This window comes from Rhizobium leguminosarum bv. trifolii WSM2297 (assembly GCF_000271845.1).
This window is the reverse complement of sequence record NZ_JH719395.1, coordinates 2,403,088-2,418,379: the sequence shown is the minus strand read 5'-3', so window position 1 is coordinate 2,418,379 and position 15,292 is coordinate 2,403,088. Positions and strand designations below refer to the sequence as shown.

The window sequence follows — 15,292 nt, the reverse complement described above, 5'->3', positions numbered from 1 at the left end:
TTCCATTCGGATGGGATACAGGCTGCTTGGTGAACAGGATGGCATTATGGCGTGGCACGACTGCGATCGGTTGATGGTTCCGGCTGGAACGGGAGTTTGCAGCTCTGCGAGATCCGCGGTGCGCTCGAGGGCATGGCGGCGCGGCTGTGTGCCGAACGCGGCAGCCCCGAGATCGCCACAGCCCTGAAAGGAATCCCTGGCTGGGATACGCAACAGCTATCGCGACATCCACATGGCGGCCGTGCTCGCAAATACCTCTTCCTTCTACCAGACGCTGTTCACAATGGTCGACCGACACGCTGCCTGGGACGTCGTCAATCTTGTTACGGTGCGCATAAACCACTTGCGATGACGATCAAGCCGGAAAGGCGCTGCATTGAGGGGCCCGCGCAGATGGCGAAGATTGTCGACGCCATCCGCCGCGGTGAGGGCGAGGGAGCCCGGCGGCGATGATCATGTCGCGGCGGCGAGTGCCACTGCCGAGGCGGTGCTGTTCGCCCAGAAGCCCCCCGAATAAAGCGGGCGTAGACCGCTGCTGCCTGTGGATGCGACCCATAAAGGCTGCTCCACCGGCGGCCTATTGCTGCTGTTCTAAATTTGCAATCACGACCCGCCCTGTCGAAAGCAGGCGGGCGGCAGGCGGCTGAAATGTCCTTAAAACGCTGTTTTATCTGGAGTGACAAACTCGGCCTGCGTCTTCGCAGAACTAGCTTGACACTTCGATACTATGGTATACCATAATACCTAGTAACGGATTCAGGTATTTCGATGGCCATTCAAATTCGCAAGGCGGGACTTGCTGATCGAGACGACGCTATGAGCGCGGCAAAGCCGCGGCCGTGCCGCTGAGCTGTTTTTGGCCTTCGCGGTCGTGAATAACCCTGGGCGGGGCAGGGGTTTTATGTGTACTCGAAGGTGGAATCAAGATCGCCGAGGGCCGTCCCTTAGACCTGATAGACGAGCAGATCGGCTGCCCCGTCATCGAGATCTATGGAGGAGACCCATAGGAGCTCAGCCTTTTGCTAAAGCCAAACGCGCGGCGAGCGGAGATTAGCGGCGAGACGCTGTTCTGCTACACCCCCGACCCAGAACAAGTTCGGGCGGAATTGCGCGGACACTTGGGTCTGTGCCTCCTCGAGCGGCCGCCGAACCTAGAGGACGTCTTCTTGCGGTTAACCGGACGCGAGATGGAGAAATACCAATGAGTGGAGACAACCTAACGGCATTGACGGGTGGCACTTTGAACTGGATTGCTGTCTGGCGCCGAAATTATCTTGCATGGAAGAAGGCGGCGCTGCCGTCGCTTCTCGGTCATTTGGCCGAACCCTTGATCTACCTGTTTGGCCTCGGCGCTGGCTTGGGAGTGATGGTAGGCCGCGTCAATGGCGTCTCCTATACTGCTTTCTTGGCTGCTGGAATGGTCGCAACGAGCGCGACGCCACCGGTACAATTGATTGTTGGATCACCATCATCTACCGGATGGATCAAGTATGCGTTTTAAGGGCCTGGATCTGAATCTTCTGGTGGCGCTCAATGCGTTGATGACCGAACGAAAGCTCACCGCGGCAGCCCGCAGCATTAACCTCAGCCAACCAGCCATGAGCGCAGCCATTGGCAGACTGCGCGCTTATTTCAACGACGAACTGTTTGTGATGCAGCAGCGCAAGCTTATCCCAACGCCGCGAGCCGAAGCGCTTGCCCCTGCAGTTCGCGATGCTCTTTTGCATATCCAGCTGACTGTCATTGCTTCGGATCCATTTGTTCCCGCAGAATCCGACCGGCGCTTCAGAATCCTCCTTTCCGATTTCATGACGCTCGTCTTTTTCGAAAAGGTGATAAAACGCGTAGCGCGTGAGGCACCGGGTGTCAGCTTTGAATTGCTCCCCATTGATGATGATCCGGACGAACGTCTCTGCCGCGGAGACATGGATTTCCTTATCCTTCCAGAGCAGTTCATGTTAGCCATCCATCCCAGTGCCAAGCTATTTGAGGAGAAACTCGTATGTGTCGGCTGCCCTAATAATCAACAGCTGCGCGCAAAACTTTCTCTCGAGCAGTTCATGTCGATGGGACATGTCGCAGCGATGTTTGGCCGTAGTCTGAAGCCGTCCGTTGAACAATGGCTGTTGCTGGAGCACGGTTTTAAACGGCGTATCGAAATCGTGGTCCCTGGCTTCAATTCAATCCCGATGCTACTACAGGGGACGAATCGGATAGCAACCCTTCCCTCGCTGCTGGTCAGACATTTCGCAACTACGATCCCCCTCCAGACCGTCGATCATCCGCTACCTCCTCTTTCGTTTACAGAGGCTATACAGTGGCCGTCGCTTCACAATTCCGACCCCGGGAATATCTGGATGCGCACGATAATATTCGAGGAGGCTTCGCGCATCGAGGCCTCTGCCGATGGTGACTCTTAAGAGACCGGAGCGACATAATCCCGGTCGAGCTGCCGTCGAATTTTTCGATTTAGGCAGCGGGGACTCTGCCGTGGGTGGATTGCTAAATCCTTTTCAATGTTTCCGAGAGGCTTATTCTAGCGGCAGTGGGCAGTTACAGCTCGCAAACGTGATCGCGCTCAAAGACAAAGAGGGCGTCCACTCATCGGGTTCATATCCAGCTGCTGCGAAATAGTTTGCACATTCCTGCGGCAAGAGCGTAACGATATTTCCCGACGGTATCTCACAGCGCATCCTAAGGAGTGCTCGGCCTTTGCTTGCAGAAGCGCTTTCAGTTCGGAAAATGCCATTTCTATTGGGTCGAAATCTGGACTGTAGCGCGGAAGGTTAAAGTAGCCGACTGCCCGCAGCTTCGATAGCCTGCGTACCCCTCTGAACAGGCAAGTTGTCTATGATGACAATGTCACCCGGACCAAGTCTCGGAACGAGAACCTCATCGAGATAAGCCCAGGAAGGCCACGCCGTTCATCGAGGGGTCGCCAAGCTGCAAGTTACCCGTCCAACCCCAACGACCAGCCGATCCAGTCGCCCGTGGTCTCTTCAAAGAGTATTCTCGTCTTGGGGGCCCCGCCGACCGCAAGCCAATGGGGCAAGCGTCGCGGCTTGAAGCTTCAATTGCTCGGAGATAGAACGCAACAAGTCAAAGCAACCGCCGATGCGAAGATCAAGACCGGCAAATCGACGGAACGGTGCTGGCCAACCCGCTCAGAACCGACCCCGGGTACCCTAAGCCTGGGCACCAAACGAGAGATCACGAAACCTGCGGCTGCGCACGATGACGACACAAGCGCTGACGCCACTGTTCCGATTATTCCGGGCAGCATATCGTTGACGTCCTGCGCGACAGCGCTCCGTATCCATCATCCTCGAGACTGTGCAGCGGAGGGACCGGATTGATGTCGTAGCGATATTCGCTGTCGTAGTCGTCCTCGATCACATAGGCGTTGTACTTTGGACGGTATTCCTCTAGCGGCCACGGCTTCAAACCTCGGTGGAATTACAAACGTAACCCAATATCGGTTTAGCAGAGCCACTATTCGATGCTAACCTGTAGCTGTAAAAACAACGTGAGATCTGACAATGGAACGCGACAGGCAGCGAAGACGTATCGATGGCAACTCCCAAAGCAGCGACAGCGCTGAACGAAGCAGTGACCTTCCAAATGGGTTAATAGCTGACATTGCGGCCCGATTAGTGACCCACGAGACAGTGGAAACGGCTCATAACCTCGCAAACTTTGAACTAGCGAACCGTTCCATGCGAGAGGCGGTTCAGGAAAGCCCCGTTGGGGAGTTTCACCAGATGATCAATAGTATCGGCAGCGGTGCCTCGGTATTGCACAGCATGGCCTTTGACGCGATTGCGTTTAGCGAAAGCCAGGGCCAGTACGACCGTATGCTGGCCCGGTTTGTAGCTCCCGTAATCGCGCCAACATTCAAATTCCAAACTCTCGAGAGAAAAACGCATGCCGTCGATGAAATTTTGGCCATAGATCCCCCCAGATTACAAGCGTTGGCGCTCTCCAGGGTAGCAAACTACCTAGGCGATCTGGACAGTGGAAATCGAGCTCGTGTCATCAATCGGGCAGTCGAGTTCGTCAGAGATCCGCCAGACGATCTTGCTCAGAGCAATGCTGCCAATGCCCTCTTAAAGGGGTACTATCTCCTGAACACACAGCAACGGGCGCAATTAACGGTCGACTATTTGCAGAGCGTCAGCGCGCTTTCCGGTCAGGAGCCGCTTGCGCCATCTACAGCTCGACACGTAGTAGAGCCCTCGCCTTTTAACCACACAGTAGGACAGGGCGGCCCCATTGCGCACCTAGGCGCGATGCGTTCGGCAGCAGAGCATCTCAACAGGGCCGAGAATGAAGCACGAGCAGATCTAGCATCTTTCAGGAGCAGAGAGCGTTCAGATCGGGGGCGATGAACTTCATCATTCAAAGTCCGGCTTTCGGGGCATGGCTCATCGTGCAGGCGGTGGCCTGGTATTTGCGCTATCTGTTCAGCTTAAGAGGCTTTGAGGAGATGTTCCAAGAGCGGGGCTTTGAACTGGGCCACGGCACGGTTATCCGCTGGGTACTTGCCTATGCTCCGAGGATCGAGAAGCGGCTGCGCCAGTTCTGGCGCCCGCATTGCGGTTCGGTCATGATCGACGAGACATCCGAGGCTCTTGGCGTCACCTAATCGACTTCGTTCTGAATGCAAAGCGCGATCTAGATGCCGCCAAGCGCTTCTTCCGTAAGAAGGACGAGCTTTTGTTCTTGCCGATGCCGTGCGACGAAGGCGTGAGAAGTTCCGAGACGGCGGGGCCAAGCTGCGATGCGTCTGAGCGCCTCGCTGGCGATGGGTGCGGGACCGCCGGCAGCCAGCTCATCGAAGCGGCGTCGAACGTGAGACCAGCAGAAGGCCAGCGACACGGTGTTCTTTGCCGCGCGACCGACCCAGTCGGCGAGCGTCGAACGGTCGAGGTCGATGCCCTGACGCTTGTAGATTAGCGCCTGGTGGTACAGCGGCAGGTGATCGGCATATTTAGAGACCAGAACCTGGGCAACGGTTGCCTCTGTCGGAATGCCGCCCTCGATCAGCCTTGCCGGCGGAGCCTGGACAACGACCTCCTCGCAGGATCGGCAGGCGCACTTTGGGCGACGCACCACCAGCACGCGGAATTGGGCGGGCACAATGTCGAGCTTCTCGCTGACATCCTCGCCGATCCGATGCAGGTTATGGCGGCAGCAAGGACAGGCATGGTCATCGATATCGACCACGACCTCGATGCGAGGCAGGTGTGCTGGCGCGAACCCGGTTCGTGATGAACGATTGCTGCGGGGTCAACCCATGACGCCGCGCCACAGAGCACACTGTCACGCCAGGCTCGCAACTCTCCGCAATGATCTGCGCCTTCTGATCGTCGCTCCATTCGCGACGACGGCCATTGCCAGTCAACACCTCAAACCGGCGTACCGGCTCATCCTTGGTTTTAAGCGTAAGCTCTGAAATCCACATATGTCCAAGCCCTCTTTCGAGGTGGAACATCAATGATCAAGCGATGATCCGGAAGGTGGGGATTAGGACAGCGCTTACCCTGAATAACAGCGGCTACGCCATGATCCGTCAAAAGCAGGCCGCCGAAGGTTCGCGAATTACGGCACCACCGCGGGCAATCCGGACTTCGTGGAATTGGCCGACCTATGGCGGCAAGGGCACTCACGTTGAAAAGCCGGACGATCTGGTGCCGGCACTGCTAGCCGCTATCCAAGGAGGCGGAGTGCAGTTGATCGAAGTGAAAAAGATGCCGGTAACTCAGTGCTCGACGCGTGCATTCGGCAAGGCGAAACTGCCTCAGCGCCCCGAGATAGACCGTCTCGGCGCGGGGGGCGCCAACAGCAAGGATGGGGATTTCGGAGCGGGGAGCAGGTCGCCCTGCCCCCCGAGAAAGAACAAGGAGGATTGCAACATGAAATCATTTTCCTTCTATACCTCGCCCAACATCCCTTTCGCGGCAGGCGGGTCCAGCAAGATCGCCCCTGCTGACGGGATGCACGGCCGTCCATGTCGTGCTCGTCACCTTCCCTTATGTACGGGGAGGGATTCGTTCGGCCCAGGTAATCTCCCTCATTGGCAGGCAGTTAGGCCACCGGGATTTTGAATGGGGGCGAAACCGACACCGTCGATTGTGTTGTCGTTGCGAGCGATGAAGCAGTAACTGTCATTGGCATGGGGAGCTGCAACGACGCACGAGTTGGCCCCAGCCGGGATGACGTAGGTGTCCAATCCGTTGATCGCAAAGACCGAGGCTGTTCCATTCGGATGGGGCACAGGCTGCTTGGTGAACAGGATGGCATTATGTGGTGGCACGACTGCGATAGGCTGATGGTTCCGGCAATCGGACGAAAAGACGAGTTGTGCGGCGGCGGGTAGCGCGGTTGCGATAGTGGACGAGATCGCAATGACAAGTCTTGCGACGATCTTTTTGCCGCTAGGTGCTGTTTGGCCAGTAAACGTCTTTGTGGTTGACATGGCTATTCTCCTGATTGCAGGGATTGAGAGGTTCGGTCAAGCGTCTGGATACTCTGGACTACTGGGTTTATGGTCCTCCCGTCGCCGAAAACGTTCCGTCGGCGTTGTAAGTCACGGTGTAGGTCACATAGCCGGTGGTGAAATCGCAGCAGGCGGCGTTGCTCTCTTCATATCCCACGATGCTTCCGACCGGCTGGTAGCCCAACTTCACGAAAAAGATCTGCTTCGGTATGCAGGTCACGACGGCATTGGGGACAGGAGCGACGAAGCTGGAGAGTATGATCGCCTGATTGTCGTTCAGGGCGACGACGCCGCAATAGAGTTCGGGACGCGGCAACGGCGTATAGGACGGTACGTTCACGCCAAACCCTCCGATCGCAATTCCGCTTTGATAGGCCGGCGCGGAAAGTCCGATCGGGTCGAGCGTCAAGGTCGTGCAATTGTCCGGCGAACCGTCGGCCGTGGTGAGCATAACCGGTCGGAACGCCGAGGTGCTGCCGACCACTGATAGCGTGGCGGCATTGAGTGCGAGAAGCGCGATAAGCTGCCAGGCCGACACCGGTTTGGTACTGAGCGCACCTGCATAGACCTGACCGTCCAAACCGAAATTGATCTGCGCTCCCGTAGTTGCGTAATTGCCGACGCTTTGGCAGCCGAGACTGCCGCTGAGGATGGGGACAGGGCTCGGCAGCGACGGAAATGCGGCCTGCTTCTGGAAGACATAGAAATATTGCATCGTCTGCGAAAAGTTCCGAACGACGATCTGGTAGGACGAACTCGTCATGTGTGTGACAATCCCCTCTGAGACCAAATTTCCCGGTCGCCCGGACGGGCGGTGGCAATCGCGCGGATGTTTGCATGCAGGTGAAGAAGGTCGGTTCCTCACCTGCGTGCCGGCTGGGTGGTTACTGGAGCTGCGTCGTCCAGGTCCCGTCAGATTTCAAGCTGACGTTGCAGACGGAATAGCCGCCGGTGAAATCGGAAAGCGCCGCGTTCACGCTCGATTGGGTGAAATTCATGACGACACCTGGGGTGTAGGCGCCGGTCTGGACATAATATTTCAGGATCGGCTGGCAATCGGTGTTGCTGGCCGGGTTCGCTTGCACGAAGTTGGACAGCACGATGCCGCCATTGACGGCAACCGCCGAGCCGACATTGAAATAGGGCGGCGAGTTGAAGACCGGCGTGGTGATGCGAAACGCGCCAGGCTGCACACCTTCGCCATAGATCGGCGAGGAAAGACCGAGCGGGTTCACCGTCGCGGTCGTCCAGTCGTTCGGTTTACCGCTGCCTCCTGGACTCGGGGCAAGATCGATGGCGCGGCTGGCTGACGAATAGCCGGATGAGGCGCCGATCTGTGGCGGTGTATTTGCCTGCTGAATGCCCGCAAAGTATTGCAGGTTGACCTGGAAGGTCAGGATCGCGCCAGTGTTATCGTAGTTTCCGAGCGACTGCGAGAACAGGCTGTTCGAATAGACTTGCCCGCCGCCGGTATAGATCGCCGGCTGCTGAAAGAAGTAGAAGCTTTGCGTCTGAGATTCGTAGTTTTTTACGTTGATGGTCAGCATTGTAGACATGGTCGGCAGCTCTTCTGGTTCGAGAGTGAAAACGAGGGTCTTCGGCGCGGCGAGGGTAGGTTTGCCTGCCTTCCTAACGGTAGCGTCATTGAAACCCTGACTAGAAATATCCGTTATTCCTCAGAAATAGGCAATCTGAAGTTGTTGAGCGCAAGGTAAAAAACCGTGGGGATGTTTGCTTAGCTTAATGAATGCTCCCGAGGGATATATTCGAGCGGCCCGATGAGATCGGATTGGGCGGCCGCAGACCGTTCGCGTAGAGCCATAACCCACAGCAACTCCGTTGCGGAAATCGTGCTGTTCTTATGTGCCTCTATGGCCCCCCGCCCGAGGAGTAGCCAGTCGAGGGAGACGTCTAGAAGGCGCGCGAGAGCGCAGGCGCTTTCCAAGGACGTGTGGCCGCCATTTTGCCAGCGTGAGACGGCCGCTACTGATACATTCAGTTCCACCGCGAGAGCGTGCACTTTCCGGAACTTGCCCCGGGATATCGCCTCTCGAATACGTTTGCCGCGTGCCATGTCGTGGGTCATCAAGAATCCTCCCGTCGTTGCGTCAAAATTGGCAATTACCAAGAGCTTTGGATCGACGAATATCTGAAACGTCTTATGGAAGGGACGGCAAAGCTAAGCACTAGTCAACCTGGTGAAATATCCAGATTGCTGGGAATCGACCTCCTGTTGAAACGTCGCCACATCAGGAGGGACGGATATGTTGCGGATACTCACCAAAGACATGCTCGAGACCGATCGACGGGCTTTCGACGAGATGTTTCGAGCACGCGCCGCCGTTTTTCGCGATCGGCTGGGATGGCAGGTCGATGTCAGGGACCAGTGCGAAAGGGACCGGTACGACGAGACGGAAGACCCCGTCTACCTCGTTGCGCAACGGCCTTCCGGCACACTGACAGGTTCGCTGCGCCTGCTGCCGACCACGGGGGCAACGATGCTTAAAAGCGAGTTCCGGGGTTTCTTTGATCAGCCCATCGACGTCGAGAGCCCGGGATGCTGGGAGTGTACCCGCTTTTGCGTTCATCCGCCTACCCAAGACGCCGATCCACATTCGGCGCGCACGGTGGCGACTGAACTGCTCTCGGGGCTTTCCGACCTGGCGCTCGACACCGGTATCGAAAGAGTCGTCGGCGTTTATGACGCCGCCATGATCGGCGTCTATCGCCGGATCGGCTGGAGACCGACGCCGCTAGCCCGATCGAGGCCCGAGATTGGCAACCTTTATGTCGGTTTATGGGACGTGACGGGAGACAATAGCAGGATACTCCAAGCCAACCTGTCCCGACTTCTGGCTAAGGTGTCCCCCACTCCTGCGGCAACGGTCATCGTTGAAGGACATGGCGGCATGCGGTGAACGCAGCAGGCGGCCGCCCGATCGCCACCCCGGCAATCTGGCCTGAAAAGTGGTTATCCCTTGGCGGTCGACTTGCGGCGCCGAGCCTTAACTTATTTTTCACGTCATGCCCGGAACAGGCTATTATCAGCAATCGCTAAATGATAGCATTGCGAGCACAAAATGTACCGTGCAACCACGAGTCCATCTCATGCAGAGCAGTTCTCGTTTTTTCGACTGTCTGGACCGGATCTCCGCATCGCCGACGTTGCAGGATCTGGAAACAACGCTGAATGAAGTCCGCCATATTTATGCGATATCGCATATGGTTCTGCATGTGACCCGTTCATCGGCAGGGGCGGACAACAACCCATTGCTGATGCTGACCTACCCGCCAGAGTGGGTAAAACAATATCTCGACCGCGATTACTTCAGCATCGATCCCGTCGTGCGGCTCGGTCGGCGCGGCTTTTTACCCCTGGAATGGTCCGCCTCAAAATGGGATTCAGGCCGTGCCCATGGCTTCTTCAAGGAGGCCATGGGCTTCGGTATCGGCTGTCAAGGTGTGACTCTGCCGGTGCGGGGACCTCATGGGGAGCGATCGCTGTTTACGGTCACGTCCAACCACCCTGACCTCTACTGGCGGCAGTTTCGTACGGACAGTATGCGCGACCTCCAGTTTCTCGCGCACCATCTCCACGACAGGGCCATGATTTTATCGGGCTTAAGAAAACCTGCGATTGCGAATTTGTCGGGCCGCGAGCTGCAATGTCTTGAAATGACGGCCAGCGGCCTAATGGCAAAGCAGATCTGCGCTCGCCTGTCAATTTCCGTGAGTGCGGTGCAGCTCTATCTCGCTTCCGCACGCCGGAAGCTCACCGTCGCCACGACGAGTGAAGCAGTCGCCAAGGCCACCGCTCTTGAATTGATATGAGCGTGCGGCTGGCGAATCTTTTACGAGGAGCTCGATGACGAGTGTTCGTCTGGTCGGGACCGGCGCGGGCATCGCTTTCTTCATGTTGGTCGCGCACCGCGCCGGCAATGCCACGATCACGGCCGCCATCGCTCGCATCGTGGTGACTGCTGATTTCGTGCACCGTAGTCTATAGTCGAGCGCAAGAAACGCTGCCTCAGGGATAGGGCCGGCGACGGCATCGCGGTGCTTTTGATCGCGCGTGCCATCTCCCTGCATGTCGAGATCGTCGATATGCTTCCTTGATTTGGCCACGGTGAGCCTCGTAACGCTCAGATGCTCGGTGCTCGGCCTTTCCCCATTCCATGGACTTCCGGATGCGGCGATCCTCATGCTCGGCGACTCCCCATTTCGCGAAGGCTTTCATCAGCGATGTCGCGTTGTTTCATGTTGCGCCCGGTCACAGCTTTCCGCTGCGCCATCGCGCGGATCCGACGAATGTGAGTGGAAAGGGCTGAACGTTTCCAATGCAAGAGAACGAAGCGATTTCGGATTGCTGAAAAGATCGATCAAGCATCACCCGTTCTTGTTTCGAAGTCCACGTAAGTTCTCCGGACGATGGTTCAGGCCCTATGGGATTAATGTTTGAAAAGCGAGCATGACATCTCGTTTTGCAGCGCTATGCGAGCGCAGGTTGTAGGTCATGATATACGTTTTGGCGTCAGGCCGTGTTTCTTCAGCAGTCTGATCAGCAATCGATTGGCAGCTTTGTATCGGGCGGGCCTGGAGATCTCCTCGAGAAAATCACGGTTTTGGTGAACGGCACACCAAAGCCAATGTATTTGGCCGCCGATACAAATCACCACCTCGTCCGGATGCCAGAGTCCTTTCGCGACGGCTTTTTTCCGCGCAACTGCCTGGCCCTGTCGCGATTTGCGGCCCCATCGCCGGATCGTTTCAGAGGCGACCACAATGCCGCGTTCCAACGGCATTTCCCGACCATCCGCAGGCTTGTAGGGAACCGGAAATACAGCCAGACCGCACTGGCGATGATCAGTGGTGGAGAGCGGTAGTTCCTTTAGCTGACGGAAGAGGCGCTCATCTCCCGCAACTATCTCGCCAACCGTTAAGCCACAGACACGTGACAACGCCTGCACTTCCATTGCGGTTTTAATGTTCTTCGATATTGGTCATCTTTTCCGAGGTGAGGATCTAATCTATCCACGTAATTTGTGGGCGTTGTCTAGCAAGTGGGGGAAACTCATCGGGCTGTTTGAAAGGTTAGTAAGCGAACATAATCGCTTTAAAATTTCCCACGGACCAACTATTGCTCTTCCGCGCGAATGTTCGCCATAGTTGGATTAATACTTTAAATAACTGAACAATCCTGAGTATTTCGTGGACGACTAGAATACAAAATCGCATCCCCGCGCAGCAATCATGTATATCAAAAAATATATTATTGCGGTATATTGATCTACGCCAAGGTGCCGTTTAGATGTGGCACACGCGCGGCCGGAGTGTGCCCCCGGGTAGCGACAAGAGGCCAAATGATCCGACCTAACACCCCGACGCCAGAATTTAAGTGCCAGAAATGAAGGTCGGCCCCTACTTGGGGAAGTGACAGCGACCTCCTGTAAATGGCATCTAAAGCCACCGGCGACAGAATGCGATAGCAGCCAACTGCGGCTGTAATGCAGGTCGGTATCTCGATCGTGCCGAGACGCGTGCTCTTTCGATGCGCGATCTAGAACCGAAAATATTTGAAGTCCTACACCGGGAGGAAAACGATCAATTGCCTTGCTGTAAGAACGCACCCCAACGTGGTGGGCCTGACACAAATTTTTCTACTGAACCAGAGCCTGCAAAGGCCGACATTGCGTACGAAGATATTCTGCAATTGCTCTACGCTCATTGCCGTGTGCCTGAGCAACACCTCAGGGAACAGGATCTCGCGTCAAGACTTGGTCTTGGTCGAACGCCTGTCCGCGAAGCACTGCAGCGACTAGCAGCGGAAGGGAACATTAAATGCATCCCTCAAAGAGGCTTTTTCACGAGGCCGATGTTGGAAGAAGATCAGCTGGATTCTTATTCTTTCGGACGCCAGACCCTAACTTGGGCACTAAATAGAATACCGCGGGTCACAGAAAGCTGGGCAGTGTTGGACGAGTCGTCCCCTGATGAGCCGGCCTTTATGGCAAAAGCGATGTTCCTAAAAATCGCCAAAGAAGGGGCCAGCTGTGAGGGTTGCAAATCCATCCAACGATTCTGTTTTCGTACTCACCCCATACGAATGGAAATCATTGCGTCGGATCTTCGATCAGCGTTTGTCGAAAGCCTCGAAAAACTAAGTGCCGCAATGTCTGAAGAGGGCATGGCAACGGACCGGGTGCAGTCTGCGTTGATGAACCACCTTGATCTAGAAGAGGGTGCCGTCTCAAGGGTCGTTCAAGAAGTGAATGGACGTGGATTCACAGGGGTAACTCGGCCGCCGTGGAGCTCGTGATAGAGCAGAAAACTGAGAGCCAGCCCGACGGGGGCAAATGCGAATTTTCGTTGCGGTGAAGATCGCGCGACCCGAAGCGAAGGATGAGAGATGGCCGGATTCTTGAGAAAGTTGCTGCCGAAACGGTTCCGCAAGGGCGGCATTACCATCCCGGTCGTCAGATTGCGGGGGGCGATCGTCGGCGGCGGCGGTCCGTTCCGCCCGGCTCTCAATCTCGCCAATGTCGCTCCGGTTCTGGAAAAGGCCTTCGCCATGAAGGACGCGCCGGCGGTCGCCATAACAATCAATTCGCCGGGCGGCTCGCCCGTCCAGTCCCGCCTGATTTTCAACCGCATCCGCGAACTCGCCCGCGAGAAGCAGAAGAAGGTCCTGGTCTTCGTCGAGGATGTGGCGGCTTCCGGCGGCTATATGATTGCGCTCGCCGGTGACGAGATCATCGCCGACGCCACCTCGATCGTCGGCTCGATCGGCGTCGTCTCCGGCGGTTTCGGCTTTCCCGAACTGTTGAAGAAGATCGGCGTCGAGCGCCGCGTCTATACCGCGGGCGAAAACAAGGTGATCCTCGATCCGTTCCAGCCGGAAAAGGAAAAGGACATAGAGTACCTGAAGAGCCTGCAGCTCGAAATCCACCAGGTCTTCATCTCGATGGTACGCGAGCGCCGCGCCGGCAAGCTGCGGGACGATGCAGCGGTCTTCTCTGGCCTGTTCTGGAGCGGCACTCGCGGCCTCGAACTCGGCCTCATCGACGGCCTCGGCGACATGCGCCAGGAATTGAAGCGGCGCTACGGCCAGAAGACCAAGCTGGAGCTTGTCACCGCCGGCCGCGGCCTGTTCGGCCGCCGTGTTCCGGGCGTGTCGCCGGTCTCGCTCGAAAGTGCCGCATCCGGTCTCGCGACAGGGCTTGTCGAAGCGGCGGAAGAGAGAGCATTGTGGAGCCGCTTCGGGCTTTCAGCGAAAGAATGAAATGGCGAGGTAAAAGGGATGCGGCTGACGCGGAGGCCATCAGCGAAGCGGTAGTCCGAGACCATGCGCTTCGTCCGGATCAAGACGGCCGAGCCGCTGGCCGCCGCGATGGTGCTGAAGACCCGCGCGCTTCTGGTGCGGCAGCGAACGCAGGCGGTCAACGCCCTGCGCGCGCATCTGGCCGAATTGGGCATCATCGCCACCACCGGCGTGGCAAAGGTTGAGGCGCTGCTTTCGATCGTGCCGGATGAGACAGATACTCGACTACCTGCAGCAGCGCGCTTCGCTGTGATGGCTGTTGCCCATGTGATTGAAGCTTCAGCCGACCAGATCGGCAGGCTCGAGCGCGCAATTCTCGTGGAGGCCAAGCGCGACGAGGACATGCGTCGGTTGACAGCGATTTCCTGGCGTAGGTGCCATTACGGCAGCGACCATGAAGGCGCTTGTACCGGATCCCGGCGCGCCACTTTACCGCCTGGCTCGGATTGACACCGCGACCTCATTCAAGCGGAGGTAAGGAGAGGCTGGGACGAATATCGAAGATGGGAAATCCGGAACTCCGCGCTCTCCTCGTCGTCGGGTTAACCGCCGTGTCAATCGGCGTCCCAAAATTCACCCCCGCACCTCCCATGTCGGCATCCAATTTTGCACCGGGAAGGAAGCCTGATCAACGCAACACCTTTGTAGGTCTGTAACACAGGCCTGCGATGTCCCCGCCGGGACGGTGGTTGTGGTGACCTCGTTGTTTCGGTGGTGCGCATCTGGTTGTGGAGAGCGGTTGACCCAGACCGACCGCTCCGCAGCACAAATTCGAACCCATCGACGCCAGGCAATGGCCGCGTGGGAAGCCGTAGTGCACGGCCTGCCTGAAAAGCGCACGCTCGTCCTCACGTGGCCATATTCAAAGAACGATCGTCGTTAAAGCTTATCGACTTTGACTTGAGCGTGCTCTGCTTCTCGAGGAGGACGGTAAACTAGATCCTATTGCCGTTATGTGTTCCGACGGCACGACGTCAGGCCGGGACAGCGCGTCCAGTCGGCTGACTGCCTGCAGAACGGATATCACTGCGGATCGGTGATTGCGCGATCCACGTTCGATTCCGTATGTATCGCGAATCATATCTGATGCGATTTTCTCTTTTTCGTCCTCAGAACAACGCCCCAATGCCTCGCGTACCCTTCCGGCGAACTCCGGTGAGATCACTTGTGGTTCTGCGTATTTTGTCCACGAAGTGGGTGCTTCCAGCTTATCCCGCACCCGCTCGTCAACTAGCTGACGTTGCAACGGAGCCATTTCCTCAACACCGTTTTTCTCGATTTGGGCAGTGATTTTGTCCATTAACCTTTTGTCCTGGATAGGCGCTGCAACCCACGCGCTGTCTTGCAACCGAACAGCGGGACCGTTGGCCCAGGCATCCATGACCACGGTCGACATCTGGTCGCGGTCTCCGCGCCGCAGTTCGCTCCAGACGTGACCCGCACTGACGTCGTTCGTAGCACCTTCGTCCGTTATC

Annotated in this window: 13 protein-coding genes and 9 pseudogenes; 13 read left to right on the top strand and 9 right to left on the bottom strand. The window is 57.0% G+C overall.

Features of this window, described 5'->3' with window-relative positions; translation table 11 throughout:
- Window positions 1–99: 99 nt before the first annotated feature.
- From RLEG4DRAFT_RS47290 to RLEG4DRAFT_RS27075, 4 genes and pseudogenes are all read left to right on the top strand, one after another.
- Window positions 100–517 (top strand): annotated as a pseudogene (locus RLEG4DRAFT_RS47290) (FCD domain-containing protein); the annotation flags it as partial.
- Window positions 518–899: 382 nt separating this feature from the next.
- Window positions 900–1,205: pseudogene (locus tag RLEG4DRAFT_RS39370) on the top strand (nodulation factor ABC transporter ATP-binding protein NodI); the annotation flags it as partial.
- A pseudogene (locus tag RLEG4DRAFT_RS27080) lies at window positions 1,202–1,435 on the top strand (nodulation protein NodJ); the annotation flags it as partial. The pseudogenes RLEG4DRAFT_RS39370 and RLEG4DRAFT_RS27080, both read left to right, overlap by 4 nt.
- Before the next feature lie 55 nt (window positions 1,436–1,490).
- Window positions 1,491–2,420 carry a LysR family transcriptional regulator gene (locus tag RLEG4DRAFT_RS27075; RefSeq protein ID WP_003581513.1) on the top strand — a complete coding sequence of 310 codons (930 nt, stop codon included), beginning with the start codon at window positions 1,491–1,493 and terminating at the stop codon, window positions 2,418–2,420.
- Window positions 2,421–2,603: 183 nt separating this feature from the next.
- Here the strand turns inward: RLEG4DRAFT_RS27075 and RLEG4DRAFT_RS47285 are convergent.
- Window positions 2,604–2,906, bottom strand: a pseudogene (locus tag RLEG4DRAFT_RS47285) (transposase); the annotation flags it as partial.
- Window positions 2,907–3,761: 855 nt separating this feature from the next.
- On the opposite strand from RLEG4DRAFT_RS47285, the gene RLEG4DRAFT_RS27070 reads away from it, so the two are divergent.
- Both RLEG4DRAFT_RS27070 and RLEG4DRAFT_RS27065 read left to right on the top strand, forming a co-directional pair.
- A complete protein-coding gene (locus tag RLEG4DRAFT_RS27070; RefSeq protein ID WP_245277989.1) occupies window positions 3,762–4,388 on the top strand; it encodes a virulence protein in 627 nt (208 codons plus the stop codon).
- A gap of 23 nt (window positions 4,389–4,411) precedes the next feature.
- Window positions 4,412–4,728, top strand: a pseudogene (locus tag RLEG4DRAFT_RS27065) (IS6 family transposase); the annotation flags it as partial.
- A 45-nt stretch (window positions 4,729–4,773) separates the two neighbouring features.
- Here RLEG4DRAFT_RS27065 and RLEG4DRAFT_RS38150 read toward each other — a convergent pair.
- A pseudogene (locus RLEG4DRAFT_RS38150) lies at window positions 4,774–5,277 on the bottom strand (IS66 family transposase); the annotation flags it as partial.
- On the bottom strand, window positions 5,210–5,464 hold the full coding sequence (locus tag RLEG4DRAFT_RS39365; protein WP_125869697.1) for a transposase: 255 nt from the start codon (window positions 5,462–5,464) through the stop codon (window positions 5,210–5,212). The pseudogene RLEG4DRAFT_RS38150 and the gene RLEG4DRAFT_RS39365, both read right to left, overlap by 68 nt.
- A gap of 43 nt (window positions 5,465–5,507) precedes the next feature.
- On the opposite strand from RLEG4DRAFT_RS39365, the gene RLEG4DRAFT_RS64500 reads away from it, so the two are divergent.
- Window positions 5,508–6,107 (top strand): thiamine pyrophosphate-dependent enzyme, encoded by a 600-nt coding sequence (locus RLEG4DRAFT_RS64500; RefSeq protein ID WP_125869663.1) that lies wholly within the window; start codon window positions 5,508–5,510, stop codon window positions 6,105–6,107.
- On the opposite strand, the gene RLEG4DRAFT_RS27055 is transcribed toward RLEG4DRAFT_RS64500, so the two are convergent.
- From RLEG4DRAFT_RS27055 to RLEG4DRAFT_RS27040, 4 genes are all read right to left on the bottom strand, one after another.
- A complete protein-coding gene (locus RLEG4DRAFT_RS27055) occupies window positions 6,074–6,478 on the bottom strand; it encodes a hypothetical protein (RefSeq protein WP_003581583.1) in 405 nt (134 codons plus the stop codon). The genes RLEG4DRAFT_RS64500 and RLEG4DRAFT_RS27055 overlap by 34 nt on opposite strands.
- Window positions 6,479–6,545: 67 nt before the next feature.
- Complete coding sequence (locus RLEG4DRAFT_RS27050; RefSeq protein ID WP_245277988.1) at window positions 6,546–7,214, bottom strand: hypothetical protein; 669 nt, start codon at window positions 7,212–7,214, stop codon at window positions 6,546–6,548.
- A gap of 169 nt (window positions 7,215–7,383) precedes the next feature.
- Window positions 7,384–8,055 (bottom strand): hypothetical protein, encoded by a 672-nt coding sequence (locus RLEG4DRAFT_RS27045; RefSeq protein ID WP_003581580.1) that lies wholly within the window; start codon window positions 8,053–8,055, stop codon window positions 7,384–7,386.
- Window positions 8,056–8,234: 179 nt separating this feature from the next.
- Window positions 8,235–8,585: a helix-turn-helix domain-containing protein gene (locus RLEG4DRAFT_RS27040; protein WP_003581578.1), complete on the bottom strand. Its 351-nt coding sequence runs from the start codon at window positions 8,583–8,585 to the stop codon at window positions 8,235–8,237.
- Window positions 8,586–8,763: 178 nt separating this feature from the next.
- Between RLEG4DRAFT_RS27040 and RLEG4DRAFT_RS27035 the strand changes: the two genes are divergently transcribed.
- The 3 genes and pseudogenes from RLEG4DRAFT_RS27035 to RLEG4DRAFT_RS39360 all read left to right on the top strand — a co-directional run.
- Window positions 8,764–9,417, top strand: a complete 654-nt coding sequence (locus RLEG4DRAFT_RS27035) for an acyl-homoserine-lactone synthase (RefSeq protein WP_003581576.1) — start codon at window positions 8,764–8,766, stop codon at window positions 9,415–9,417.
- Window positions 9,418–9,607: 190 nt separating this feature from the next.
- On the top strand, window positions 9,608–10,330 hold the full coding sequence (locus RLEG4DRAFT_RS27030) for a helix-turn-helix transcriptional regulator (protein ID WP_003581574.1): 723 nt from the start codon (window positions 9,608–9,610) through the stop codon (window positions 10,328–10,330).
- Between the two features lie 34 nt (window positions 10,331–10,364).
- Window positions 10,365–10,490 (top strand): annotated as a pseudogene (locus RLEG4DRAFT_RS39360) (DUF2269 family protein); the annotation flags it as partial.
- Window positions 10,491–10,698: 208 nt separating this feature from the next.
- On the opposite strand, the pseudogene RLEG4DRAFT_RS64495 reads toward RLEG4DRAFT_RS39360, so the two are convergent.
- Window positions 10,699–11,372 (bottom strand): annotated as a pseudogene (locus RLEG4DRAFT_RS64495) (DDE-type integrase/transposase/recombinase); the annotation flags it as partial.
- Window positions 11,373–12,104: 732 nt separating this feature from the next.
- Between RLEG4DRAFT_RS64495 and RLEG4DRAFT_RS39355 the strand changes: the two are divergent.
- The 3 genes and pseudogenes from RLEG4DRAFT_RS39355 to RLEG4DRAFT_RS27010 all read left to right on the top strand — a co-directional run.
- A complete protein-coding gene (locus tag RLEG4DRAFT_RS39355) occupies window positions 12,105–12,815 on the top strand; it encodes a GntR family transcriptional regulator (protein WP_085061969.1) in 711 nt (236 codons plus the stop codon).
- A gap of 90 nt (window positions 12,816–12,905) precedes the next feature.
- Window positions 12,906–13,778: a S49 family peptidase gene (locus tag RLEG4DRAFT_RS27015; protein ID WP_003581569.1), complete on the top strand. Its 873-nt coding sequence runs from the start codon at window positions 12,906–12,908 to the stop codon at window positions 13,776–13,778.
- 5 nt (window positions 13,779–13,783) lie between these two features.
- Window positions 13,784–14,371 (top strand): annotated as a pseudogene (locus RLEG4DRAFT_RS27010) (IS110 family transposase); the annotation flags it as partial.
- 332 nt (window positions 14,372–14,703) lie between these two features.
- Here RLEG4DRAFT_RS27010 and RLEG4DRAFT_RS47275 read toward each other — a convergent pair.
- Entirely contained in the window at window positions 14,704–15,213 is a 510-nt protein-coding gene (locus RLEG4DRAFT_RS47275) for a hypothetical protein (RefSeq protein ID WP_141651644.1), read from the bottom strand.
- Window positions 15,214–15,292: the final 79 nt, after the last annotated feature.